Annotated in this window: 21 protein-coding genes; 9 read left to right on the top strand and 12 right to left on the bottom strand. The window is 60.2% G+C overall.

Annotated elements, in window-relative coordinates; genetic code table 11:
* Positions 1–4: 4 nt before the first annotated feature.
* The gene (locus tag TRM7557_RS13365; protein WP_058290685.1) at positions 5–625 is read left to right on the top strand and encodes an HAD family hydrolase; all 621 of its coding nucleotides are present in this window, start codon (positions 5–7) and stop codon (positions 623–625) included.
* Here the strand turns inward: TRM7557_RS13365 and TRM7557_RS13360 are convergent.
* Complete coding sequence (locus TRM7557_RS13360) at positions 622–1,863, bottom strand: MFS transporter (protein ID WP_058290684.1); 1,242 nt, start codon at positions 1,861–1,863, stop codon at positions 622–624. The two genes, TRM7557_RS13365 and TRM7557_RS13360, sit on opposite strands and share 4 nt — an antisense overlap.
* Positions 1,864–2,034: 171 nt before the next feature.
* Here TRM7557_RS13360 and zapE point away from each other — a divergent pair, with 171 nt between their 5' ends.
* Positions 2,035–3,102: a cell division protein ZapE gene (gene zapE, locus TRM7557_RS13355; protein ID WP_058290683.1), complete on the top strand. Its 1,068-nt coding sequence runs from the start codon at positions 2,035–2,037 to the stop codon at positions 3,100–3,102.
* 97 nt (positions 3,103–3,199) lie between these two features.
* Here the strand turns inward: zapE and TRM7557_RS13350 are convergent, their stop codons facing one another.
* The 3 genes from TRM7557_RS13350 to TRM7557_RS13340 form a co-directional block, all read right to left on the bottom strand.
* Entirely contained in the window at positions 3,200–4,471 is a 1,272-nt protein-coding gene (locus TRM7557_RS13350) for a bifunctional folylpolyglutamate synthase/dihydrofolate synthase (RefSeq protein WP_058290682.1), read from the bottom strand.
* A gap of 73 nt (positions 4,472–4,544) precedes the next feature.
* Complete coding sequence (gene accD / locus TRM7557_RS13345) at positions 4,545–5,495, bottom strand: acetyl-CoA carboxylase, carboxyltransferase subunit beta (RefSeq protein ID WP_058290681.1); 951 nt, start codon at positions 5,493–5,495, stop codon at positions 4,545–4,547.
* A gap of 63 nt (positions 5,496–5,558) precedes the next feature.
* A complete protein-coding gene (locus TRM7557_RS13340) occupies positions 5,559–8,627 on the bottom strand; it encodes an ABC transporter transmembrane domain-containing protein (protein WP_058290680.1) in 3,069 nt (1,022 codons plus the stop codon).
* Between the two features lie 315 nt (positions 8,628–8,942).
* Between TRM7557_RS13340 and TRM7557_RS13335 the strand changes: the two genes are divergently transcribed.
* From TRM7557_RS13335 to TRM7557_RS13325, 3 genes are all read left to right on the top strand, one after another.
* Positions 8,943–9,746 (top strand): hypothetical protein, encoded by an 804-nt coding sequence (locus TRM7557_RS13335; protein WP_058290679.1) that lies wholly within the window; start codon positions 8,943–8,945, stop codon positions 9,744–9,746.
* A gap of 138 nt (positions 9,747–9,884) precedes the next feature.
* Positions 9,885–10,646 carry a DUF6478 family protein gene (locus tag TRM7557_RS13330; RefSeq protein WP_058290678.1) on the top strand — a complete coding sequence of 254 codons (762 nt, stop codon included), beginning with the start codon at positions 9,885–9,887 and terminating at the stop codon, positions 10,644–10,646.
* Between the two features lie 11 nt (positions 10,647–10,657).
* Complete coding sequence (locus TRM7557_RS13325; RefSeq protein WP_058290677.1) at positions 10,658–11,041, top strand: hypothetical protein; 384 nt, start codon at positions 10,658–10,660, stop codon at positions 11,039–11,041.
* Here TRM7557_RS13325 and TRM7557_RS13320 read toward each other — a convergent pair whose 3' ends face one another.
* Positions 11,042–12,106, bottom strand: a complete 1,065-nt coding sequence (locus tag TRM7557_RS13320; protein WP_058290676.1) for a bifunctional transcriptional activator/DNA repair enzyme AdaA — start codon at positions 12,104–12,106, stop codon at positions 11,042–11,044.
* Between the two features lie 219 nt (positions 12,107–12,325).
* Between TRM7557_RS13320 and TRM7557_RS13315 the strand changes: the two genes are divergently transcribed.
* Entirely contained in the window at positions 12,326–12,721 is a 396-nt protein-coding gene (locus TRM7557_RS13315) for a hypothetical protein (protein WP_058290675.1), read from the top strand.
* A gap of 49 nt (positions 12,722–12,770) precedes the next feature.
* Here the strand turns inward: TRM7557_RS13315 and TRM7557_RS13310 are convergent, their stop codons facing one another.
* The 4 genes from TRM7557_RS13310 to TRM7557_RS13295 form a co-directional block, all read right to left on the bottom strand.
* Positions 12,771–14,108, bottom strand: coding sequence for a S41 family peptidase (locus tag TRM7557_RS13310; protein WP_058290674.1), 1,338 nt, complete (start codon positions 14,106–14,108; stop codon positions 12,771–12,773).
* 7 nt (positions 14,109–14,115) lie between these two features.
* On the bottom strand, positions 14,116–15,252 hold the full coding sequence (locus TRM7557_RS13305; protein ID WP_058290673.1) for a murein hydrolase activator EnvC family protein: 1,137 nt from the start codon (positions 15,250–15,252) through the stop codon (positions 14,116–14,118).
* Complete coding sequence (gpmI, locus tag TRM7557_RS13300; protein ID WP_058290672.1) at positions 15,249–16,769, bottom strand: 2,3-bisphosphoglycerate-independent phosphoglycerate mutase; 1,521 nt, start codon at positions 16,767–16,769, stop codon at positions 15,249–15,251. The genes TRM7557_RS13305 and gpmI overlap by 4 nt, the downstream gene beginning before the upstream one ends.
* Positions 16,770–16,947: 178 nt before the next feature.
* Entirely contained in the window at positions 16,948–19,836 is a 2,889-nt protein-coding gene (locus TRM7557_RS13295) for an error-prone DNA polymerase (protein WP_058290754.1), read from the bottom strand.
* Positions 19,837–19,968: 132 nt separating this feature from the next.
* Between TRM7557_RS13295 and TRM7557_RS19880 the strand changes: the two genes are divergently transcribed.
* Positions 19,969–20,682 (top strand): hypothetical protein, encoded by a 714-nt coding sequence (locus TRM7557_RS19880; protein WP_131727556.1) that lies wholly within the window; start codon positions 19,969–19,971, stop codon positions 20,680–20,682.
* A gap of 34 nt (positions 20,683–20,716) precedes the next feature.
* Here TRM7557_RS19880 and TRM7557_RS13290 read toward each other — a convergent pair whose 3' ends face one another.
* Both TRM7557_RS13290 and TRM7557_RS13285 read right to left on the bottom strand, forming a co-directional pair.
* Entirely contained in the window at positions 20,717–21,199 is a 483-nt protein-coding gene (locus TRM7557_RS13290) for a GNAT family N-acetyltransferase (RefSeq protein WP_074941769.1), read from the bottom strand.
* Positions 21,196–22,125, bottom strand: coding sequence for an ABC transporter ATP-binding protein (locus TRM7557_RS13285; RefSeq protein WP_058290671.1), 930 nt, complete (start codon positions 22,123–22,125; stop codon positions 21,196–21,198). Before TRM7557_RS13285 ends, TRM7557_RS13290 begins: the two co-directional genes overlap by 4 nt.
* 70 nt (positions 22,126–22,195) lie before the next feature.
* On the opposite strand from TRM7557_RS13285, the gene TRM7557_RS13280 reads away from it, so the two are divergent.
* Positions 22,196–22,390 carry a zinc-finger domain-containing protein gene (locus TRM7557_RS13280; protein ID WP_058290670.1) on the top strand — a complete coding sequence of 65 codons (195 nt, stop codon included), beginning with the start codon at positions 22,196–22,198 and terminating at the stop codon, positions 22,388–22,390.
* A gap of 136 nt (positions 22,391–22,526) precedes the next feature.
* Here the strand turns inward: TRM7557_RS13280 and TRM7557_RS13275 are convergent, their stop codons facing one another.
* Positions 22,527–23,108, bottom strand: coding sequence for a hypothetical protein (locus TRM7557_RS13275; RefSeq protein WP_131727555.1), 582 nt, complete (start codon positions 23,106–23,108; stop codon positions 22,527–22,529).
* A gap of 245 nt (positions 23,109–23,353) precedes the next feature.
* On the opposite strand from TRM7557_RS13275, the gene polA reads away from it, so the two are divergent.
* Positions 23,354–26,161: a DNA polymerase I gene (gene polA / locus TRM7557_RS13270; protein ID WP_058290668.1), complete on the top strand. Its 2,808-nt coding sequence runs from the start codon at positions 23,354–23,356 to the stop codon at positions 26,159–26,161.
* Positions 26,162–26,169 lie beyond the last annotated feature (8 nt).

Here is a 26,169-nt window from a genome sequence, read left to right as displayed (position 1 = left end):
AACTATGACCATCCAAGCCGTTGTTTTCGATATTGGCCGCGTCCTGATCCATTGGGAGCCAGAAGCCTTTTATGACGCCCAGATCGGCGAGGCACGCCGCAAGGCCTTCTTTGCGGAGGTGCCGATGCATCAGACCAACCTCGACATTGATGCCGGCGCACCGTGGAAGGAAACCGTCTACGCGCTGGCCGAGGCGCACCCCAACTGGGCGACTGAAATCCGCTGGTGGCACGACCGCTGGTTAGAGATGGCCAGCCCAGACATTCCCCACACTGCGCGCCTGCTGCGGGCGTTGAAAGCCAAGGGCGTACAGGTCTTTGCCCTGTCGAACTTTGGCATTGGCACCTTTGAACTGGCAGCGCGCGAATACGCGGTGCTGACCGAATTCGACCAACCCTATATCTCGGGCTATCTGGGCTGCATCAAACCGGATGCGGCGATCTATGAGAAACTGGAAGAGGGGTCCGGTCTTGCTGGTGCATCCCTACTGTTTGCCGACGACCGCCCCGAAAACATCGAGGCCGCCGCAGCGCGGGGTTGGCACACCCATCTGTTTGACCAGCCCGAGGCTTTTGCCGCGCGTTTGGTGGCTGAAGGTCTGCTGACCGAAGAAGCCGCCGCTTAAGCCGCCTGTGCCTGCAGCGGCTTTTCCCGGATCGGCAGATGGACAATCGCGCTGAACGCGCCGACGCCCACGCCGATCCACCAGACCATGGTGTAGTCGCCATAAACATCATACATGCGCCCGCCGAGCCACACGCCAAGGAAACCGCCGATCTGGTGGCTCAGGAACACAATGCCATAAAGCGTGCCCATGTAGCGCAGGCCGTAGATATGGGCGACCAGCCCCGAGGTCAGCGGCACAGTGGCCAGCCACAGCGATCCCATCGCAACCGAGAAGATGATCACCGACATGGGCGTGATCGGCAGCAGGATAAACAATGCCGCAACCACGGTACGCGCGGTATAGATCCCCGCCAGCAGGTATTTCTTGGTGTAGCGTTTGCCCAAGTAACCAGCCAGCAGCGTGCCGCCGACATTGGCCGCGCCAATCAGCGAAATCGCCACCGCCCCAAGGGCCGAGGTGGTGGTGACACCGACCGAATGCAGAATACCGCCCGGCATAATAGGGCCGCACATCTCGGTCACAAAGGCCGGGAAATGCGCGGTGATAAAGGCCAGTTGATAGCCGCAGCTGAAGAAGCCAAGGAAAATCATTGTATAGCTGGGGTCTTTGAAGGCCTTGACCAAGATCTGGCCCAGGCTTTCCTCCAGTTCGGATTTGCTGGCCATCTCGGGCGCACGCATCAGCGGCAGGGACAAGATCAACGCCAGAACAGCCCCCGCAAAGACAAAGAACACCATCTGCCAGCTCATCTGTGTCAGCAGGAATTCCGCCACCGGTGCGCCGACGATCTGCCCGGCAGAGCCCGCAGCCGTCACAATCGCCAAAGACATCGACCGGTTTTCATCCGAACTTGCCCGGCCCACAACCGCCAGCACCACGCCAAAACCGGTGCCCGCAATGCCAAAGCCCACCAGCCATTCATAGGCTTGCATCTCAAACGGCGTCGTCGCCCCTGCGCTCAGCACCAGACCGGCAGCGTACACGATGGCACCCAGCACAATGGCTTTGCGATCCCCGATCTTTTCCGCCAGCGCGCCAAAGATCGGCTGACCAATGCCCCAGGCAAGGTTCTGGATCGCAATCGCCAGCGAGAACTCGGCCCGCAGCCAGTTGAATTCTTCGGCAATCGGGATCTGGAACACACCAAAGGACGCCCGCACGGCAAAGCTCACCATGATAATGAGACAGCCCACGATGAGAACGGGCGTGAACAGATTTGCTTTGGGCTGGTCCATAAGAGGTCCCTTCTGGGGCAGGTCGGAGGTTGTCGCCACCATCTTTGGTTTCACCCCATGGGTCAATTCAGGATGTTTGGACGCTCACATCAGGATTTCTGAACCAAATGGCGCTAAACTCCCTGAAAGCGGCGCTTTAAATGCGCGCCATCGCAGGGTATTTGACGTGCCATGACGGATATTTCAAACCAGTATCAGGCCAAGATCGCCGCGGGCGAGCTGCGCCCGGATCCGGCCCAAGAGGCGGTTCTGCCCCATTTTGATCGCATCGCATCAGGCCTGCGCGCCGAGCCGGTGAAACGCGGCTTTTTCCGCAAAGCCGTGCACGAGCCAGTCTCTGGGCTCTATCTCTGGGGCGGGGTGGGACGCGGCAAATCCATGCTGATGGACCTGCTGGTCGACAGCCTGCCGGATGTGCCCAGTCGCCGCGTGCATTTCCATGCCTTCATGCAGGAAATTCATGCGCAAATGCACGAAGCCCGCCAAAACGGGGTCGAAGACGCGCTGGCACCCGTGGCTGCCGAAGTTGCAAAATCCGTCCGGCTGCTGGCCTTTGACGAAATGCAGATCACCGACATTACCGATGCGATGATTGTTGGCCGCCTGTTCGAGGCGCTGTTCGAGGCAGGCGTCACAGTTGTGACCACCTCGAACCGGGTGCCAGATGACCTGTACAAAGACGGTCTGAACCGACAGCTGTTCCTGCCCTTTATCGCGCTGATCAAAGAAAAGCTGGATGTCTGGGAGATGGTCTCTCCCACCGATTACCGGCAGGATCGATTGACCGGCAGCCGGGTGTATTTCACGCCGCTGGGGCCGGAAACCCGCGCAGAGATGAACGGCATCTGGACAGACCTCACCGGCGGCGCTGCCAGCCCGCTGACGCTGACGGTCAAGGGCCGCGAGGTCACCTTGCCTGCGTTCCGCAATGGCGTGGCGCGTGCAAGCTTCTTTGATCTATGCGGCACGATGTTGGGCCCCGGTGACTATCTGGCGGTGGCAGAGGCAGTCAAAGTGCTTGTTCTGGATGATATCCCTGCGCTCAGCCGCAGCAACTTCAACGAGGCCAAGCGTTTCGTGACCCTGATTGATGCGCTTTACGAGGCGAAGGTGCGGCTGATCTGTTCGGCCTCTGCGGAGCCGGAATACCTGTATCTGGAAGGTGAAGGGGTGTTCGAGTTTGAGCGCACGGCCTCGCGCCTGCGGGAGATGCAGGACAAGGATTGGGGCCGGGAATAGGGGGCGCTGCCCCCTCGGGCTTGCGCCCTCACCCCCGGAGTATTTGCCGCCAAAAGAAGAAACAGGGACACGGTCCAATGGCCGCGTCCCCTTTGGGTCAACCGTTGCTGCGCAGGATATGGCCTGCAAGGTAAAGGGATCCGCAAATCAGAACGCGTGCGGAGGGGTCTTTGGCCACAATTGCGCGCAGCGCAGCGTCGACGCTCTCGGCGGTACTTGCGTCAAGGCCGACCTCGGCTGCCGCTGCGCAGGTTTCCTCGGCGGAGAGCGTGTTCATCTCATCGGGGATGGACACTCCTGTCAGGCTGGTGGCTTGTTGCGCCAGTGGCGCCATATAGCCGGTCACATCCTTGGTGTTCAGCATGCCGCAGATCAGATGTGTCGGGCGTTTGGGCAGACCTGCCAGAACCTCTGCCAAAGCCACGCCAGCCGCTGCATTGTGGCCACCGTCCAGCCACAGCTCGGCTTCGCCCGCGGCATCGACCAGTGGGCCGGTTTTCAGGCGCTGCATCCGCGCGGGCCAGATGGCATCCACCATCGCCGCTTCGCAGGCAGCCTCATCCGCCCCCAGATGGCGCAGGGCAGCGATCGCGATACCTGCGTTCTGGACCTGGTGCTTGCCCAAGAGCGCGGGCAGCGGCAAGTCCAACAGGCCGCGTTCATCCTGATAAACAAGACGGCCTCGTTCTTCGCTCACATGCCAATGCTGGCCATAAGCGATCACCGGCGCACCAAGGCGCATTGCCGTCGCCTCGATCACATCCATGGCTTCTTCAGACTGAGGGCCGACCACAACTGGCACGCCGCGTTTGATAATGCCTGCCTTTTCGCCCGCGATCTTGGTCAGGGTATTGCCCAGGAATTGTTCATGATCGATGGAAATCGGAGTAATCACCGACAGTTCCGGCGTGATGACATTGGTGGCATCCAGACGTCCGCCAAGGCCGACCTCGAGCAGAGTGTAGTCCGCCTGGTTTCGCGCAAACGCCAACAGCCCTGCCACCGTTGTGATCTCGAAATAGGTGATGTTTTCACCACCGTTTTTGACATAACACTCGTCGAGGATTTCGGTCAGGTGATCCTCGGAAATCAGCGCGCCTGCCAGACGGATACGTTCGTGGAACCGCGCCAGATGCGGCGAGGTATAGGCGTGCACCGATTTGCCCCAGCCCTCGAGACCCGCGCGGATCATCGCCTGGGTCGACCCCTTGCCATTGGTGCCCGCAATATGGACCACCGGCGGTAGCTTTTCCTGCGGATTGTCCAGCGCAGCCAACAGGCGCCAGACCCGGTCCAGCGTCAGGTCAATGATCTTGGGGTGCAACGCCATCATGCGGGCGAGGATCGCGTCAGAGTTCTGTTGGGTCATGGTCTCAGCTCTTGAACCGAAAAAGGCCCGCCCTTTGATAAGGCGGGCCCGTGTTGGTGTCAGGTTAGCAGGCTCAGCCTGCCTTTTCTTCCTCAGAGGCGGCAGCCTCGGGTGTGTTTCCGTCTTCTTCCGCAGCGGCGGGCTCTGGTGCGGGCAGATCGCCCACCACCTGCGGCGGCAGGTTCATCAGCATGCGGATAATGGTGATCAGCTCGTCGCGCATCTCGGTGCGGGGGATCACACGGTCCAGCATGCCGTGATCCAGCAGGTATTCTGCGCGCTGGAAGCCTTCGGGCAGTTTTTCACGAATGGTCTGTTCGATCACGCGGGGACCGGCAAAACAGATCAGCGCATTGGGTTCGGAAATATGCACGTCGCCCAGCATCGCATAAGACGCGGTCACACCGCCGGTGGTGGGGTGGGTCAACACAACGATGTAGGGCAGGCCTGCTTCTTTCAGCATCTGGATCGCGACCGTGGTGCGCGGCATCTGCATCAGGGATAGGATGCCTTCCTGCATACGTGCGCCGCCTGCGGCAGAAAACAGAACCAGCGGGCGGCCCAGTTTCACAGCTTCTTCTGCGGCAGCAATGATGGCGTTGCCCACATACATGCCCATGGAGCCACCCATGAACGAGAAATCCTGTGCGGCGGCCACGATCGGGGTGCGGCCGATTTCACCGGCAGCGACCAGCATGGCTTCTTTTTCGCCGGTCTTCTTCTGCGCCGCTTTCATCCGGTCGGGATAGCGCTTCTGGTCGCGGAACTTCAGCGGGTCGGTGATCGGCTCCGGCACGTCGACCTCGGCGAACACACCGCCATCAAACAACGCGTTAAAACGCTCGCGCGGGGTGATGTTCATATGGTGGCCGCAGCTGGTGCAGACGTTCTGGTTGTCGCTCAGTTCGCGGTGAAACAACATGGTGCCGCAGGAGTCGCATTTCTTCCAAAGGTTCTCGGGCACTTCGCGGCGCGAGAAGATGGAATTGATCCGCGGCCGGACGTAATTGGTGATCCAGTTCATCAGGAGCCTCTGCTCAAGGGGGGCATTTGCCCCTCAGATAAGGCGACTTTGCGTCAATTGCAATCAGGAGGGCTCAGAGCGGCCTGTATCGCCGTTTTCTAACGCCTCCGGACCGCCGTGCACCTGCCGCAAGGCATCTGTGACATTCAAAAGATGGGTGGAGACGGTTTTCAGCAACTCCACCGCGACGCTGGCATCGCTTTCGATCACGGCGCGGTATTCCTCTGCCCCGATGCGCAGAAACAGACTGTCTTCGCCAGCAACCAGATCCAGCTGACGCGGGGCATTCAGGATCACCGCGAGATCGCCAATAAGACGCCCCGGCAGCACATCATCCAATGCCTCATCGCGCCCGGCCCAGCGGATTTCCGCGCGCCCCGACAAACACAGATAGACCGCATCCCCCGGTTCACCACTCAGGAAGACAGGTTCGCCCGCAGCGACCGGGCACCATTGCGCCGAAAAGGCCAGAAGACGGCGATTGCGCGGATCCAGTTTGGAGAACAGCTCCACATTGCGCAGTTCGGCAAGCTTTCGATCAAAATCAGCAACATCCCCTTCGTTGACCGGTTGGCGCAATGCAGGGATACCGTCCAGCCGCCCCTTCTTGATTTCGATGAACACATCATAGCGTTCCGGATGGGCAAAATGATCTTCCATGTAAATCATGGTGGTATGCGGCAACAGCTGCTGCAATTTGCGGCGCGTACCCAGACGGCTTTCGGCATCATGGCTGGCCAGGGCACGGTCCAGGATCAGTACATCCGGTCGCTTGATCGCCGCGCGCGTAAACGCGGCGCGTTCGCGAAAGACGGGTTCAAGCAAGCTCCCGCCGAGACCGGTCGGCAGATCATAGAGCATCAGCGCAAGACGCGCGCGCAGATCATGGGCCGCCAGCACTTCGGCCACTGCATCCTCAACGGCCTCTGACCGCGCCCCTGCAAAATCGGAAACCCGGCCAAACAGGGCATTTTCCAGAACGGTCAGTTTGCGGGCGTATTCGTCAACCCGCAGTCGGCGGAACACGCCTTTGCACTGCGACAAAAGCAGATCGCCATGAGTTTTGCGCAGGCGGAGGATCAGATCTTTGAAAGTCTCGGGCAGGCCCGGACGGAATTGTTCTTCGGTCAGCAGGAAAGGCAGCGTGCACAGCAGCGCTTTTTCCTCGTCGGTCAATATGCGTTGCGAGCGCAACCGCTCGGCCGCCGCAAGAATGCGGCGATACAGGGCTTCGTCCAGACCAATGCGTTGGAACAGCGGGTGGTTGGTGCCATCGCGTCCAAAGGTCCGTTCCAGCATATCCAGCAGGTTAAGGCTGATCTGGCGCACCTCCAGATCCAGTTTTTCGGCGCGCAGAAGCCGCTGAAACGGGCCGTCGGGGTCGGTGAACAGCGTTTCGGGCACCGGTTGAACCGGGAAAGCAAACAGCAGGTTTTCCGCGAGGGTCAGGGTCGGGTTGTAGCGCTCGGGCACAAAGCGGAAAATCGCGTCCCGGATGCCCTTCTCGACAAGCTTGGCTTCGATCTGCGGACGCAGCGCTGTGATCTGTTCTTCCAACCCGCGGTGGTTTTCCTGCAAACGCGTGTGCAGGGTGCGGTGAAACAGCTGACCATCAATGCCCATGGCCTCGACCAGTTGGAACCACCAATCCCGCAGGCCGTCCTGATCCGCAATCCCGGCCAGTTCCGGTGAAATCCAGTCCGCATCCAGCGTATCGGGGCTATTGCCGGCCTTCACCGCCTCGATCCGTCCCATCAGCTCCTGCGCTGCATCGCCCCGAGGGCGGTTGCGCAGCGGCATCAGCACATTGTCCCCGACAGACCCATCAAACAGGTAAGGGTCGGAATAGGCATAGCCAATCCGCGCCGCAATCACCCCTTGATGCAGGTCGTTCAGCGGGTGGTTAGCAATGGTCACCGTGCCGCTCGAGGGCAGAATTTCACGGGTCAACAGCTGGGCAAAAGCCGCGCGTTCCCGTTCCGATCTGCATTGAACTGCGACCCGCCCCCCCGCAGGCAAGGTCAGGGTCAGACCATCCAAAACCGAATTGCCTTCGCTGTCTTTGACCACCACATCGCGCAGCTCAATATCGCCGCGCAGATGCGGAATGTCCTTTGGTTCGCCATCGAACAACTCGGGCTTGATCATCTGCGCAGGGGAAAATTTTTCGGTCATCACCTGCCAGCGCAGGGACATGTCCTGCACCTGATTGTAATAGGTCAGCAGTTCTTTCCACGGCGACGACAGGTCTTTGTAGGCGGCCAAAGCTGCCACCAGCGCGCCGACGGTGATTTCCCCGCGGATCGCCAGCACCCCGCCGATTGCATAGAAAAAGAACGGCGTCAGATGGCCGATCAGGTTGTTGAGGAACTTCATGAAGAACTTCTTCATGTAGATCCGGCGGCGGATTTCAAACAGATGCCCCAGCCGATTGGAAACCTGGGCCAGCCGATACCGCCAGCCGCCATTGGCGCGCAGATCGCTGAGACCCGCCGCCGTTTCACCGATCTCTGCCGACAGGGCGCGCACTTCGCGGATGCGGTCTTTGTTCAGCAGGTTGATCTGGCGCTGCAACAAGGGGATCAGCCAGGCCTGCAACGGGATCAACGCCACCGATGCAAGGCCAAACCAGACGCTTTGCATGAACAGAAAGCTGACAATGGTCAGCATTTGGCCCGCCTGAAACACCGGCTGTGCCACCGCATCGCCCATCAGCCCGCCCATGGGTTCGCTTTCGGCGGTGACCATAGCGACCATTTCGCCCTGAGAGGTGGTCCGGAAATACGTTGATGGGAACCGCATCATACGTGCGATCATCTGATACCGCAGCCGCCGCAAGAGCCGTTCGGACAGGATACCTTTGAGCGTATTGAGCCGCATTTTCATCAGCCCCGACGCCAAGACGGCAGCCAAAAATCCGAAACACAAGACCAGCAGGTATTGTTCCGGATGCAGCTGCCAGCCGAAGACATCGATCACGGACACCGGCGCGCCAATGGCGTCATTTACGATTCGCTTGGGCAGTTCCAGCGTGGCATAGAGAAAGGGAAAACTTGCCAACGTGAACAACAGCAGACCAATCTGCTGCGGGCGCGAATAGCGCCAAATGAAGGCAAACAGGCTGGGCTCCATACCCCGTCCTCTCTCGAATCGGTTGTCGGCCTCTGGCATTTCGCACCCTGACCGCAGGGACAGGAAACACCGCTTTGTGACGCCTTAACGTCAACTTAGCCGGTAAAGACCGCAGGAGGTAGGCACCAATCCGCTGATCTTCAAGCCTTCTTTCACAGCGCGTCTTTGTTGCCAGCCTTTGGCCGGGAATGTCCTTGCCCGTTGAAACCGGGAGGTCTACACCTTTTGCAAACGTTAATTGGAATAAAATTGACGCATTTGATCATGGCCCTCGCCCGAAAGAAATCAGGTCGCGGGGCCACACAAGGGACAGACATGACAGGGACGACCGGTTCAAAAGCACTTACGCCGCGCGGGCTTACGTTCCGACGTCTGGGCCTGACCGTTGCCGCGGTGATGATGCCACTGGTGTTGGCTTGCTGCATGGAAGGCAGTCAGTTTGCCTTTGCACCCGACCCCTCAACCGCAAACAGCGGGCAACGCGGCGGCTTTTTTGGCCGGGCCAACCCTGTGGTGACCACCGCGTTCGACGAAGGCCAGCTTGTGCTCGCGGCCCCAAACGGGTTCTGTTTTGACTCGCAGATGGAACAGCACACCAGCAAAGGCGGTTTCGCCCTGCTTGCACGCTGTGACCGTATGCGCGGCGCGCGTCGGCTGGGTCGTGGGGAAGGGGTTATTGTCACCGCTTCCATTGGATCTGTTGCCGCCAATACAGCGACGCCTTCTGCCACTGCGCTGCACAAGGCCTTTACCCGCGCCCGCAGCGACGCACGGCTTCTGGAACAGCGCGAAGATGCGCAGATCCCGCTGGTGAAGCTGCATATGCAGCCGGACGACACGACCCCCGGCGCCAGCCCGACCCATTGGCGCGGCGCTTTTGTCCAAAACAGCCATATGGTCGCCGTCGCGCTCTATGCGCCTGCAGGCAGCAGCTACCTTGGGGATCGCGGTGCAAAGCTGATCCGCGATTTCATGCGCGCAAGCCGCAGCGCAACCGAGCTGGCCCAGCTGTCGAAACCCACGGTGGATCCGGCAGGCAGCTCGCCACGGCCTCGCCTGCGCCCGCAGCTGCAGCAAAGCGAAACCACCAGCGCGTCAGCAGACGACCAAAACGGCTGATCACGTCACGACCGCCGCAGCTGTTGTGAGTTTCCCCGTTCATTTTCCAGTCGCCCTGATTTATTGTGACGGAAACCGACCCGCGCCGCCTCCAAAACGGCAGGCTTGGCGGGCATCCACAGGCAAAACAGGATTTCAATGGGCAGCTTTCTGGACCGCTTGGTGCACACCACAGCCCTGCGCCGTTGGCGTCGGGACACGGCTTTGGCCGACCGCACGCCGTTGCACCGGCTGCGCAGCCAGCGCAATCAGGCCCGCAAGCTGCGCCAACACCTGAGCGAGCTGATCCACCGCGCCGACGGGAAGCTTGCCATGCCTCACATTGGCTCGGACCGTTTTTCCCGCCCCCATGGCACCGATTGGTCTTGGCGGCCGGAACCCTGGCGCGGCCCCTTGCCTGTCGCAGGCGTCGCCGCTGTTCCCTCCAAGGCCCGGCTTGGCCATGAGGTGCAGCTGTTCCACGATTGCCGCATCTCAGAGCTGACCCTGCGCCAGCTGCGCAACACCCGCGAAGAGGACCTCGCGCCGTTTGGCCTGCGGATGGATGTGTTCCAGTTTGATGGCTCTTTCCTGTCGCTGGTGCTGGACCTTCCCTCTGCCGCGCTCGAGGGATTGGGACGCCAGCACGTCATTCGCGTGGATGCAATTGTCGAGCGCGAGCGCCCGCTTGAAATCTTTGCCCGGCTCAATCTGCAACACGGCCCCAACACCGTTCAGATCGTGCAGGAACTGCCTCAGTCCCAGACTTCAGTGTCTGCGGAATTTGATCTCGCCCACAGCGACATGAACGAAAAACGGCTCGAGAAAGCCTGGGTGGACCTGATTTTTGAAGCTCCGGACATGAATCAGGTGATCATCCGCGACATTACCTTTGCGCGCTATCTGCGTGCGACTTTTTGAATGAGGTCCTGATGAGCACGCTCAAGCTGCATAAAATCCGCTTTCAGAACGGGCTTTGGGAAGGGCTTCTCGAAGCGCCAGATGCAACCGATGCACCCGCCGTTCAGGTCCTGCATCTCGATCGTCCCCTGACCGAGGTAAACTTGGCCCCAGAACCAGAGGGCAACCAATGGTCACTGTCCTTCAAAGTGCCGAACTCGGCACTGACCGATGGCGTCCAAAGCTTTCTGATCTGCGATCAGAGCAGCAATGAAACACTGGGCGAGCTGACCTTGATTGCGGGCGATGCAGTTGCCGATGATCTGCGCGCCGAGGTCGAACTGTTGCGCGCGGAACTCGACATGCTGAAAGGCGCGTTCCGTCGCCATTGCCGCGACACCCAGCACGACGGCTAATCAGAGCTGCACTGCGCGCGCCAGTTCGCTTTCGATTTCGACCAACCGCTGCTTGCGCCAAAGCCCCCCACCATAGCCCGTGAGCGACCCATCCGCGCCTAGGACGCGATGGCAGGGCACCATAATGGCAATCTGGTTGGACCCGTTTGCGCGCGCCACAGCCCGGCTGGCGGTCGGGCGGCCAAGATCCTGAGCCAAGGCCCCATAACTGCGGGTTTGCCCCGCGGGTATTTCACGCAAAGCCTGCCAGACCTGCCGCTGGAACGGGGTGCCGTGCAAGGTCAACGGCGTCTGGAACGTTGCAGACTGACCGGCAAAGTAGCGCTCCAGTTCTTCGGCGGCCTGGTCGATCACCGCAGGGCGTCCAAAGCCAAGCCCACCCGGCTGCTCCTTTTGCAATCGCGCGACCTCGCGCGGCAGAGCTTTGCGGTCGACAAATTCCAATAGATGCAAGCGATGGCGGCATCCAATGGCCACCATGGCGCCAAGCGGCGTGTCAATCCAATCAACCAGAAGTTCAGCATCCTTGCGGAAATGTCCCGGTGCCTGCCCCAACAAGGTGGCAAAGGCCGCGCGAAACGCGCTGGCACTTTCAAATCCCGCGTCAATCTGCGCCGCAATCACCGGTTCCCCGGCCTTGAGCGTCGTAAACCCCTCGCGCAATCGGCGCTGGCGCGCCATCTCAAGGAATGTCATGCCGAACTGCAGCCGGAAGGCCCGGCGCACGGTCGAAGGGTCAAGGCCCCGCGCGATCAGGTCCGCCTCTGCCCAGCGTTTGGTGGGCGCGGCTTCCAAATCAGCCAAAAGCCCTTGAATCATTGGATCATTTCCAGCAGCCGCGCTCAGCGGTTTGCAGCGTTTGCACGGACGAAACCCAGCATCAATGCATTCGCCTGGCGTGTGAAAGAAACGGCAGTTTTCGAACTTAGGCTTGCGGGCAGGACAGGTAAGCCGACAGAAAATGCCGGTCGACGTCACGCCAACATAGGCGCGCCCGTCATAGTCGGGATCGCGCGCCAGCAACGCAGCATAGAGGGTTTCGTGATCAGGTAATTCAAACATCATGAAGCTACTCTAGCGCAGGTAAAGAGGGCGGTGTCGCCGAAAATCGGGCAGCTATTTCGATTTCCTGTCAAGACGTTCACGCAAAACGTGTAACTTTGCATGCTATTGAAAATTGTGGTAATTTAACGATTGTTCAGTTGTTCTGTGAGTGTCCAGTAGGTGGTTGCCATTTCCGGTTCGATTACGGCCAAACAAATCAGTGAGTCTGTCCTCGATCCCGTGAGCCTCGCGCTCACACATGGGGTGTTTGGCGACTTTGAACGTGCGTTTCATCTGCCGCAAAGCCTGCGCAGCCCGTTGGGCCCATTGCACCTCAAAGGGCGCTCTGACCTGCGTGATCTGTTTGTCGCCCTGCGCAATCAGTTCCGGTTTCTCGGAGTGACCCTGTTTGATCAGCGCTGCGTCTCCGCAGACTTTCGCAATACACTGAACATTGATGCGGCTTGCGAAGCACGGCTGGTCTATGCAGGCACCCAGCTGCAGCCGCCTTTTCCAACACGGCTGCGGTTTCGCATGACGGGACAAGACTGGCAGATCATCTACTGCGACTTCTCTGCCTGGCCGCAGGCCGGGCTGCCTGCGGATTTTGTGCCGAAAAACAGCCCCCCAAAATGAAAAAGGGCGCCCGCTTGGGACGCCCTCTGACATGACATAATGAACCGGATCAGTTCTTCGGACCCAGCGCCACAAGACCCTTCAGGATGTCGATGGCATAGGCCAGCTGATAGTCCTGTTTGCGCAGCTCGGCGGCCTTCTCGGCCTTCTCGCGATCTGCCTCGATCTGGCGGACCTCGTCCTCGGACAGGCTGTCATTGTTCAGACGACCGCGCAGGTCCGCTTCGGACCGCTGACGACGTGCTGCGGTTGCTTCGTCCTCTTCCTCTGCCTCGGGGCTGCGACGTGGCTGTTCGACCACGATGTCAGGGCTGACACCCAGCGCCTGGATCGAACGGCCCGACGGGGTGTAGTACCGCGCGGTGGTCAGGCGCATGGCCCCATCGCTGCGCAGGGGCATCACGGTCTGAACCGAACCCTTACCAAAGGATTTGGTGCCCACGACAATGGCGCGGCGGTGATCCTGCAGTGCACCAGCCACGATTTCCGACGCCGAGGCCGAGCCGCCATTGATCAGCACGACAATCGGCTTCCCTTCAATCAGGTCGCCGGGGGTTGCGTTGAAACGCTCGCCATCTTCCGGATTGCGCCCACGGGTCGAAACGATCTCACCGCTTTCAAGGAAGGCGTCTGATACGCTGATCGCTTGGGTCAGCAGACCGCCGGGGTTGTTGCGCAGATCCAGCACAACGCCGTTTACATTGTCCATGCCACCCAGTTCCTCAACCTGCTTTTCAAAGCCGGCCACAAGGTTCGGGGTGGTCTGTTCATTGAAGGTTGTCACCCGCAGAACAACAGTGCTGCCCTCAGTACGGGTGCGCACAGCAGTCAGCTTGATGGTGTCGCGGATAATGGTGACGTCAAAGGGTTCTTCTTCGCCTTCGCGCACCACGGTAATGACGATCTCGGACCCCACCGGGCCGCGCATCAGCTCAACCGCGCCATCCAGCGCAAGGCCAAGAACGCTTTCACCATCTACATGGGTGATAAAGTCGCCGGCCTCGATGCCTGCTTCATCGGCAGGGGTGCCATCAATGGGTGAGACCACTTTGACAAAGCCGTCTTCCTGCGTCACCTCGATGCCCAGACCGCCAAATTCGCCACGGGTCTGCACGCGCATCTTGGCGGCATCATCGGGCGACAGATAGCTGGAGTGCGGGTCCAGCGATTGCAACATGCCGCCAATGGCTGCCTCGATCAGCTCTTTCTCGTCGACCTCTTCCACGTATTGCGCACGAATGCGTTCAAAAATATCGCCAAACAGATCCAGCTGTTCGTAGACATTGGTCTCCCGGGCCTCTTGCGCCAGAAGGGGGGCTGCAACATAGGTTGTCGCCACGATCCCCGCCAGCGTGCCGCCCAGAGCGGCCATCGCAAATTTCTTCATAGAATGCCTATCCACCTTGTCCGGTCCGGAACCACGTCGCCGGGTCCACAGGACTGTTTTCCATTCTGATTTCTATATAGAGCGTTTCTGTGCGGTCAGTACCAGCCCCTTCACCGCTCAATGGCAAAATCGTGCCCGCCTCGGGCGTCTCTCCGCCCATCAGCCCAATGGGTGTGCCTTCGGGGATCACTTGCCCCACGTCGCCAAAAACCTCGGCCAGACCGGACACCACCAGAAGCATGTCCGCCTGCGGTTCCAAGATCACCACATTGCCCAGATCCAAGAGCGGGCCGCGATAGCGGATGGTCGCCGCCGTCGGGCTGGTCACCAGCGCACGCGGGCGCGTGGCGATCAGGAAACCGGGCCGTGCAATGCCTGCCGCGTCCCGCTGGCCATAGCCGCGCAATAAGATCCCTTGGACCGGCAGCGCCAAACTCCCGCGCCGCGCCGAGATATCCCCGTCGCTTTCCGGCAGATCCTCGGCCTCGGCGATCATCGCCAGACCATCGGCAAATCCCGTGAGCGTATCCGCCGACGACATCAGGATCGCGGTCTGCACCGGATCTTCAATATAGCGTTGCGGCAGATCCTGGCGGTCTGCCATGGCCGTCGACAGCGCAATGCGCGCGGTCTGCGCCCCATCAAGCCCTTTTTCCAGCTGCTGCGCCGCGTTCATCTGCAACAGGCGCAGCTCTTGCACCTCTTGCAGGTCGCCTTTCAGCGCATCGGCACGGGCCTGCAGGCCGGGTGTGACCTCGGCCAGCATCATGGCAGAGCGCGCCGCGCCCAATGGCCCCGAAGGGTGCAACATCAGAACCGGCGGGGTTGAGGTTTCGATCGTAGTAATAACCCCGATCAGATCCGCAACCTCGCCCTCGCGCGCCTGAAGCTGCTGGGTCAACGCGGTTTCCCGGCGAGTTACCCGGCGCAGCCCTTCGCGCATGGCCTGAAGGCCCGCCTCATAGGCGCGCACGGTTTCTGTCAGCGCCTTGACCCGGTCGCTGGCCTTTTGCGCAGCAGCCAACCCATCCGCGGCCGCCTGCAATTGCGCGGCGGCCTGTTCAGCCGCCACCGCAGGATCTTCGGCAGAACAGACCGGCGCAGCAAGCCCCAGCATCACCAGAAGGGCGCAGAGCCATCTCATGCCAGCAGGCTTTCCCCGGTCATCTCCTCGGGTTGTTCAAGGCCCATCAGATCCAGAATGGTCGGCGCCAGATCGGCCAGACGGCCATCTTTCAGGCTTGCGCCGCCCGGGCCGCCAACCAGTGCAACCGGCACAAGGTTGGTGGTATGCGCCGTATGCGCCCCGCCGGTTTCCGGGTCCAGCATCTGTTCGCAATTGCCGTGGTCGGCGGTGACGATCATGGCGCCACCGGCGGCATCAAGCGCAGCCACAACCTTGGCCAGCCCCTGATCCACCGCTTCACAAGCCGCCATCGCCGCTTTCAGGTCGCCGGTATGACCGACCATATCCGGGTTGGCATAGTTGGTAACGATCAGGTCATAACCAGCCTCGATTGCCTCCACGAATTTCTCGGTCACCTCCGGGGCGGACATTTCCGGCTGCAGGTCATAAGTCGCAACCTTCGGCGACAGCGGCATGAACCGCGCTTCGCCCTCATAAGGTGTCTCAACCCCGCCGTTCAGGAAGAAGGTCACATGGGGGTATTTCTCGGTCTCGGCCAGACGGAACTGGGTTTTACCCTGCTTCGCCACCCATTCCCCCAGCGTGTTCACAATGGCACGTTTCGGATAGGCGGTGGTCATATAGTCATTGTGACCGGCAGAATACTCCACCATGCCCAAAAGGCCTGCCAGTGCGGGGCGCACACCGGTGTCAAATTCCGCAAAGCCCGGCTCGCCAATGGCACGTAGGATTTCACGTGCACGATCAGCGCGGAAGTTCAAACAGAAAAACCCATCGCCATCCTGCACGCCCGCAAACCCTTCGATCACCGTGGCCTCAACAAATTCATCGAGCGCCTCGCGGCCATAGCTCGCCTCTACCGCGCTACCTGCATTGGCAGCCACATGCTGGCCTTCGCCTTTGATCATGGCAGCATAGGCTTGGCTCACCCGTTCCCAACGGTTGTCGCGATCCATTGCAAAGTAACGGCCTGTGACGGTTGCGATTTTTGCGCCACCCGCCATCTGCGCCTCAAGCTGTGCAATGTATTCCAGTGCCGACTGCGGCGCCACATCGCGGCCATCGGTGACCGCATGCAGCCAGACCGGCACGCCCGCATCAACGATCGCTTTGATCGCAGCGAGGATATGGGTCACGTGGCCATGCACGCCACCATCGGACACCAAACCCATCAAATGCGCCGCACCGCCGGTTTCTTTCAGGTTGGCGATAAACGCTTGCAACGCCTCATTGTCAAAGAAGGACCCATCCTCAATCGCCAGATCGATCTGGCCCAAATCCATCGCCACCACGCGCCCTGCACCAATATTGGTGTGGCCGACCTCGGAATTGCCCATCTGACCGGTCGGCAGGCCCACGTCCGGGCCATGGGTGATCAACCGTGCCTGCGGGCCCTGCTCCATGATCGCATCAAAGGTCGGCGTCGCTGCCAGATGCGGCGCATTGGCGGCCCCGGCTTCGGCGCTGCCCCAGCCATCAAGGATACAAAGGACGACAGGTTTCGGTGTGCTCATGGGCTCGGGCTCCGCTTCGAAATGGACATGTTCGCAAGCCTTCTACAGCCTCAGTCGCGCCGGGGGAACCAATTTGCCGCGACACATCTCACCGCGCGCAACCAAGGGCCCATGCTTTCATCTTTTCTGAAATATCCCGGGGGAATTGGCCACAGGCCAAGGGGGCAGAGCCCCCTCTTCAAGGCGGCGTCAGCCGGTCCCGCAACAAAGCCAAAGGATGCGCCTTGAGCGAGAACCGCGTGGCCACGTAATCTTCCACCACTTCTTCCCCCAAAGTCATCTGCGGCAGCTGGGCGTCGGGTTCATAGATCCCCTCCCCCTCCAGCTCGCGGGCAAACAGCGGCAGGGGTTTGGTTTTGGCCAGCGCCTTGGCCGCCCACAGCGCCTCGCGGCGGCCCAAACCAAGGCTCGCAAAAGCATCCGCCTCGGCCAGCCGTTCAATCACCGCAGGGATCAGCCCGGCCTTACGCCACAGGTCCTCAACCTCGCGGTAGCCATTGCCGCGTGCCGCCGTGAGCCAGCCTGCGTCCTCTTCGCTTATGCCTTTGATCTGCCGAAACCCCAGCCGCAACGCGAACCCACCGCGCCCGTCAGGCTCCATCACATTGTCCCAATAGGATGTATTGATGCAGATCGGGCGCACCTCTACGTCGTGTTCGCGGGCATCGCGAATGATCTGTGCAGGCGCGTAGAACCCCATCGGTTGCGAATTCAGCAGCGCGCAGGCAAAAATGCCCGGATGATGGCATTTGATCCAAGCCGAGGCATAGACCAACAGCGCAAAGCTTGCCGCGTGGCTTTCGGGAAAGCCATAAGACCCGAACCCTTCGATCTGGGAAAAGCAACGTTCGGCAAAATCCGCGTCATAGCCGTTCTTCGCCATGCCGCGCATGAACAGCCCGCGAAATTCGCTGACGGTGCCGTGTTTCTTGAAAGTCGCAAGCGACCGGCGCAGGCGATCGGCCTGTTCGGGCGTGAAATTCGCTCCCACCATGGCGATCTGCATCGCCTGTTCCTGAAACAGTGGCACGCCCAGGGTTTTACCCAGCACCTCGCCCAGCGCATCAGAGGGAAACGACACCGCCTCCTCCCCGTTCCGCCGCCGAATATAGGGATGCACCATATCGCCCTGAATAGGCCCGGGGCGGATGATCGCCACCTCGATCACCAAGTCATAGAAATTCCTAGGTTTCATACGCGGCAGAAAGTTCATCTGCGCGCGTGACTCCACCTGAAACACCCCAATGCTGTCGGCGCGGCACAGCATGTCATAGACTGCGGGGTCTTCGGGCGGCAGGGTCGCCAGATTGAACTCCTGCCGATGGTGGCGCTGCATCAGATCAAACGCCTTGCGGATGCAGGTCAGCATGCCCAGCGACAGCACATCGACCTTCAGGATGCCAAGCGCGTCAATGTCATCCTTGTCCCAGCAGATGACCGTCCGCCCCTCCATCGTGGCGTTTTCAATCGGCACCAGTTCGTCCAGACGGCCCTGGGTGATAATGAACCCACCCACATGTTGCGACAGATGGCGGGGGAAGCCGATGATCTGTTCGACCAGATCCAGCGTCAGGCGCAACCGGCGATCCGACGGATCGAGGCCAATTTCGCGCAGCCGGTGGTCCATCACCGCGTCGGTCGCATAAAATCCCCAAAGCTGCGAGGACATGGCAGAGATCGTGTCCTCAGACAGCCCCATCGCGCGCCCCACCTCGCGGATGGCACGTTTGCCCCGATAGTGGATCACCGTCGCGCAGAGCCCGGCGCGTTCGCGACCATAACGCTCATAGATCCACTGGATCACCTCCTCGCGGCGTTCATGTTCGAAATCCACGTCAATATCGGGCGGTTCATCGCGGGCCTCGCTGACAAAGCGTTCAAACACCATCGTGCCGATCTCGGGGCTGACCGAGGTCACGCCCAGCGCATAACACACCACGGAATTGGCCGCCGATCCCCGCCCTTGGCACAGAATGTTCCGCGACCGCGCGAAATCGACAATGTCGTTCACGGTGAGAAAATAGGGCTCGTAGTTCAGCTTGCCGATCAGGGTCAGCTCATGCTCCAGCATGTCCTGCACCTTCTGCGGCGCCCCCGCCGGATAGCGCCAGCGCAGCCCCGCATGCGCCAATCGGGCAAGCCGTTCTGTCGGCGTTTCCCCCTGCCCCTCATCCGGGTAGTCATATCGCAGTTCGTCCAGTGAAAAGGTTAGCGATCCGGCCAGATCGCCGGCGCGGTGGACAGCATCCTCGAACCCTTTGAAAATCCGCAGCATCTCGGCCTCGGAGCGCAGGCGCTGTTCCCCATTGCACAGGGCCGCGCGCCCCAGATCCTCGACCCGGCACCCAGACCGGATCGCCGTCAGCACATCGCCCAGACGGCGACGGCTGCCGTGATGCAGACAGGGCGCGGCAGAGGCCAGGGTTGGGATGCCCCAGGTCTGCGCAAAGCCGGTCAGATGGGCAAAACGCGCATGGTCCCGGCCGTCATATTGCGGAGCCATCATCAGGTGTATCCGCCCGGCAAAGCAGCGCGTCAAAGCATCCATATGCGGCCCCCATCCGCCTGCGCCGTCGGGCTGCGGGTGCGCCTGTGGCACCAGAAGCAGATGGAGATCCTCCGCATGTTCCAGAAGATCCGCAATCTGAAGACTGCAGTCCCCTTTTTCCGCCCGAAGCCGCCCCACAGACAACAGTCGCGACAGCCGCCCCCAACCGATCCGGGTCTGCGGCAGGGCAATCACATCCGGCGCATCGGTAAACCGCAGCCGCGCCGCCGGGATCAAACGCGGCTGGGCTGTGACAGGGTAGGAGCGCACCACGGGTAAATGCGGCGGCCGGGGCGGCCCAATCTCTCCGTATTCTGCGTCCCAAGCGGCACGCTCTTTGACCTTGCGCGCCACTTCCCGCGCCCAGACATGCGCCCGGACAATCCCGGCCACGGAATTCACATCGGCAACAGCCAGCGCCTCCACGCCAGTCTCAAGGCCCGCGCGCATATATTCCTCCGGGTGCGACGCCCCGGTCAGGAAGGTGAAGTTGGACAGGCAGGAAAGCTCAGCAAACATGGAGGTATAATATTCCCGTTTTGTTCTCATTGCGAGTCCTGCCGAACATCACAAGAGCGCCCCCCTCTTGTTTTGCGCAAGGAACACTGGATATGCTTCATCGCATATTTGACGCGGTTCTTTCGGTCCCCAATGCTAAAATTTCGCCGCCTTCCCAGCGCCCGCCTGACAGATGTGTTTGAGATCAAGGATAAGGCCACCGGCCAGCCACGACTCATTTGGATGTTGGACAAACTCACAAATCTCCCAGAACCCGGCGACATTCTGCATCTGGGCAACGCAAACTTGGAAATTCTAGAAGTAAGCACACGCAACACTCGCAATTGTCTGACGCGATGGCCCCTGTTTGGGCTTGGCCAAATTGCCGTCGCCACCGACAGCACAGCCATTCGCCACACAGACCGGGCCCGCAAAAAACAATTGGTGCAATGGACGCCAAAGCAAGACGCCCCATGGCATTTCCACGAAGCCGATTTACCAGAGTTTGAAAAGCTCAATGTGGATTGGAACGCGCATCCCAATGCTCCGAAACCCCAAGCCATTGCAGCAGGAAAGACTCTAACGGTAAGTTTTGCGCCAAACACTTATCAATACGGACACTACGAGGGCGTCTCTCAAATCTCGTTGACCTTCCAGAATTGTAGTCGCTTTCGCATCACGCCGGTCAATGATCACGGCTGGTACGGCGGTCAGTGCCGCTTTAGCGGGTTGGCACCAGCTTGGGGGAATTCTACGAAATCTCCGGGAACACGCGTGACGAAATGGACGTCACCCCATGGACAAAACTGCGCGGGCAAGGACAACGCCACTTTCATTTCTATTTCCGCGATGAAACGCTCGAGGTGAAAGCCGAAGACTGGCACCTCACTGCCCAGACGCCCTAGCCCCTCAAAAGCTTCGACATGGCAAAATTATACATGGCGACGCCACGCAGGTCGAAATCGCGCCGCGCGTCTTCCTGAAACCCCTGACGCAGGAAAAAACGACGCGCAGGTTCGCTGGCCTCGACATAAAGGCGGGGCATGCACGCCACGCGTGCTGCGGCCTCAAGCTGCGCATAGAGCAGCCCGCCGACCGCGCGCCCAGAACAATCAGGGGAAAGATAGAAACAGTCGATGTGACCATCCGGCTCCAGCTCAATGAAGCCCTGTGCCCGGTCCGTGTCATCCACGGCAACCCAGACCTGCCTCCCTTCGACATGGGCTAATACCCGTTCGACTGGCGGCACCTCCGGGCTCCAGGCTGCGCATTGCTCGGGGGAATAAAACCGCGCACCAACCGCATGGACAGCCGCATGAAAAATGCGCCCCCAGTCGCCCGCGTCACGCGATTCAAAAGGCCTGATACACAGACCCGAGGTCATTTCGAAGACGTCAGCGCAAGGAATACATCTTCCAGATCCGCCTCTTCGGTTTTGACATCGCGAATGGTGATCCCGGCGGCACGCACCGCTTCCAGCACGGCTTCGGCAGGGGTTTCGTTGCTGTGATACCGCAGGACGATGGATCCATCTGCCCGGGCTTCGGCCTGGATGCCGGGGCCTGTGGGCAGCGCCGTGCAGGTGTCTGCGGGCTGCACCACCATGGCGCGTGCATCCAACCGCGACAACATATTGGCGGTGCTGTCCTGCGCCACGACCTCGCCTTGATTAATAATGGCGATTTGATCGCACATTTCCTGCGCCTCTTCGAGGTAATGCGTGGTCAGGATGATGGTCATCCCCTGCTCGTTGAGGTGGCGCACATTCTCCCAAAGCATCTGGCGCAGCTCAATATCCACACCTGCGGTGGGCTCATCCAGCACAAGGATATTAGGCCGGTGCACCAGCGCCTTGCCCAACAAAAGCCGCCGCCGCATACCGCCAGACAGGGTGCGTGCATAGGCTTCGGCTTTGTCTTCAAGACCGATCAGCCGCAGGATCTCATCGCTCATCCGTTCGGATTTCGGCACCCCATACAAGCCCGCCTGCACCTCCAGCGCACCACGCGGGGTGAAGAAGGGATCCAAATTCAACTCTTGTGGCATCACCCCGATCGAGGCGCGGCTTTGTCGTGGGTTTCGGTCCTGATCAAAGCCCCAGATCGTCACCTTGCCGCTGGTTTTCAGCACCAAACCGGCCAGAATATTGATCAGGGTCGACTTGCCCGCGCCATTGGGCCCCAAGAGCCCAAAGACCGATCCACGCGGCACGCTCAGGTCAATGCCCTTCAGGGCCTGTTTCTCTGGCTGCCCTTTGCGACCTTTGTAGGTTTTACGCAAAGCTTCCAAACGGATTGCGTCCTCAGTCATCGCGGCCCTTGCTCCCGGAATTACCATGGCTCATAAAGCCCCTAACGCATTAGCCAGAGGATCGCCAGCGATGACCATTGAAGCGCCAGAAACCAAGATCGTGGACAGCTACCGTGTGGCCTGTGACGGCGGCGAAGGCGCATTGGGACATCCCCGCGTGTTTCTGCAGATCCCTGAAGACATCGGCTGGGTCGAATGCCCCTACTGCGGCTGCAAATATGTCCACCGCGATTTTGCCGATAAGCTGGATATTGCTTCGCTCTGAACCTGTCGCCCAGCTCGGCTGAGGGTTTGTCCAAGGCCTGAACCAAGGAATGAAAAAGGCGCACCACGTTTGCAGTGCGCCTTTGGTCTGGAGATGACTTTGACCCGAAGCAAAATATGCTTTGGGTCAATTCGTCTCACCCATCAAGAGCGTCCAGTCTGCGGCCAAAATCTTGGGCGCGGGACGAACAAAACACATCGAAACCGAGGCCTTCTGCCGAGATTCGCGCAATAATATCGCGCCCGGTCCAGGCCAAAACCTTACGGTTTTCGCTGTCAGAACCACTGCCGACAAAATACCCGGCTTCGCGGTGACGTGCGTTCCAATTGACCTCAGCTCGGGTCCCATTGGAGCAGTTGATCTTGGCTTTGCCGACACCGACTTCGCCGTCGCGCTGCCAAAAGCCAGAACAATGCGCCCCAGACCCAGTGCGGCCCCGCAATAAACCCAGCTCTCCCCAGCCGCGCGCTTGCCCTTGAAAAAATTCACCTTTTTCACCAATACAAGCAAAGATCGGCGTGCAGCTATGGGGGCGACCTGGTTGCGTGGCACAATGCATTGCTGTGGTCGAAACAGCAGTGCTTTCAGCCTGTGTAACCGCGCCATCATGGGCCCAGGCAAAGCCCGACAGCGTAATAACCAATGCACAAAAATGAGTAAGTAACAGTCGCATAAAATTGAATTGTCCAAAACTCGTACCAAGAAAAGGTACGTCCAAACCGACGCTAATTCGCGTCGTTTCAAACAGTGACTACGGTTGCCCTACACGTCAAGGCACCCGCCCCCTTACCTAACGGCACCCCATTTTGGCAATCCCCTTTGGTGTATCTGCAATGGGCAATTGCAGAGGTCGAAGCGATGGAGGATAAGTCGTTTCAGACAATTGCCCGCAGGCGCGGCAATCGCCCTATTTACGCGCAAAACGCCGACGAAACACGCCAACACAACACGCAGGAGACACCCATGGGACAAACACAATTCGGCAAGGGCTGCCACCTGCATCTGATCGACGGTTCGGCCTTTATCTTCCGCGCCTATCACGCGCTGCCGCCGCTGACGCGCAAATCCGATGGGCTGCCGATTGGCGCTGTGTCGGGCTTTTGCAACATGCTGCACCGCTATGTCGAAGGCAACACTGGCCCGGACGCGCCGACCCATGTGGCGGTGATCTTTGACCATTCCGGCAAGAGCTTCCGCAATGATCTCTATGATCTTTACAAGGCGAACCGCCCGCCCGCGCCCGAAGACCTGCGCCCGCAGTTCCCGCTGACCCGCGATGCGACCCGCGCCTTCAATATCGCCTGCAAAGAGATCGAAGGGTTCGAGGCCGACGATATTATTGCGACCCTTGCCTGCCAGGCCCGCGAAGCCGGCGGGCGCTGCACCATTATCTCGTCCGATAAGGATCTGATGCAGCTGGTCGGTGACGGTGTGGAAATGCTGGATGCGATGAAGAACAAGCGCATTGACCGCGACGGCGTGCACGAAAAATTCGGCGTCGGTCCCGAACGCGTGGTGGACGTGCAGGCGCTGGCAGGCGACAGCGTTGATAACGTCCCCGGCGCGCCCGGCATTGGCATCAAGACCGCCGCCTTGCTGATCAACGAATTTGGCTCTCTAGAGGAGCTTCTGGACCGCGCCGAGGAAATCAAACAACCCAAGCGCCGCCAGACCCTGATCGAAAAACGCGATCAGATTGAACTGTCCAAGCAGCTGGTGCAGCTGGATTGCGGGATGGAGCTGGACTTTACCATCGACGACCTCGAGGTGCGCGACCCAGAGCCAGACGTCCTGCTGGAATTCCTGAGCCAGATGGAATTCCGCACCCTGACAAAACGTCTGGCTGATCAGCTGGGCATGGAGGCCCCGACCATCCCCGAGGCCGCGCCGCAGGCTGCCGCAGGCGAGGTTGAGGCCCCCGAAGCGCCAAGCTTTGATCAGGCCGAATACACCTGCGTGCGCGATGCCGCGACCCTGCAGACCTGGGTCGACCAGATCCGCGAACGGGGCTGGGTTGCGGTGGACACCGAAACCACTGGTCTGGACGAGATGGTGGTGGATCTGGTGGGCATCTCACTCTGTGTGGAAGCAGGCAAGGCCTGCTATATCCCGCTGACCCATAAGGCGGGCAGCGATGATCTGTTTGGCGGCGAAGGTCTGGCCGAGGGGCAGATGCCGCTCGATGAGGCGCTGGCGATCCTGAAACCGGTTCTCGAAGATCCGGCGATCATCAAGATCGGGCAGAACATGAAATATGACGCCAAGATCTTTATCCGCTATGGCGTCGATGTAGCGCCGATCGATGACACCATGCTTCTGTCCTATGCGCTGCACGGGGGCCTGCACGGCCACGGCATGGATACCCTGTCCGAACGCTATCTGGATCACAAACCGATCCCGATCAAACCCCTGTTGGGCAGTGGCAAATCGGCGATCACCTTTGACAAGGTGGCGATTGACGATGCGGTGCCCTATGCGGCTGAGGACGCCGATATCACCTTGCGCCTGTGGCAGCTGTTCAAACCGCAGCTGCATGTGCAGAAGGTCACAACGGTCTACGAGACCCTCGAACGGCCGCTGGTGCCGGTGCTGGCGCAGATGGAGCGTCACGGCATCAAAGTCGACCGCGATGTGCTGAGCCGCATGTCCAATGCCTTTGCCCAGAAGATGGCCGGGTTCGAGGCCGAGCTGCACGAGATTGCGGGCACGGAATTCAACGTCCAGAGCCCGGCACAGGTGGGTCAGATCCTGTTCGAGGACATGGGGCTGGAAGGCGGCAAAAAGACCAAGACCGGCCAGTGGTCCACCCCGGCCGATGTGCTGGAAGACCTTGCCACGGAACATGATTTCGCCGCTCGCGTGCTGGATTACCGCCAGCTGCAAAAACTGAAATCCACCTACACTGACGCACTGCAGGACCATATCAACCCCGACACTGGCCGCGTGCATACGTCTTATGTGCAGACCGGCGCAAACACCGGCCGAATGGCGTCGAGCGATCCGAACCTGCAGAACATTCCCGTGCGCTCAGAGGAAGGCCGCCGCATCCGCGAGGCCTTTGTGCCGGAAGAGGGCAACGTCCTACTGTCGCTCGACTATTCTCAGATCGAACTGCGCATTCTGGCGCATATGGCGGGGATCGACGCGCTGAAGCAGGCCTTTGCCGAAGGGCATGACATTCACGCCATGACCGCGTCAGAGATGTTTGACGTGCCGATGAGCGAGATGACACCCGAGATCCGTCGTCAGGCCAAGGCGATCAACTTTGGCGTGATCTACGGGATTTCGGGCTTTGGTCTGGCGCGCAACCTGCGCATCCCGCGCAAAGAGGCGCAGAACTTTATCGACCGCTATTTCGAACGCTTCCCCGGCATCCGCACCTATATGGATCAGACGGTGGAATTCGCCAAAGAGCACGGGTATGTGCAGACGCTGTTTGGGCGCAAGATCCACACCGCTGAGATCAACGCCAAAGGCCCGCGGGCGGGTTTTGCCAAACGCGCCGCGATCAACGCCCCGATTCAAGGCACCGCCGCCGATGTGATCCGCCGCGCCATGGTGCGCATGCCCGATGCCATCGCCCATTTGCCCGCCCGCATGCTGTTGCAGGTGCACGATGAATTGCTGTTCGAGGTCCCCAAAGACCACGTGGAAGAAACCATCGCCACCGCGCGCAAGGTCATGGAAGGGGCGGCAGATCCGGCGGTGCATATGGACGTGAAACTGGTCGTGGATGCGGGTCAGGGCCAGAACTGGGCCGAAGCGCACTAACCCCTGCC

It is taken from the genome of Tritonibacter multivorans (genome assembly GCF_001458415.1).
Taxonomy (GTDB): Bacteria; Pseudomonadota; Alphaproteobacteria; order Rhodobacterales; family Rhodobacteraceae; genus Epibacterium; species Epibacterium multivorans.
This window is presented reverse-complemented; position numbering and strand designations above follow the sequence as displayed.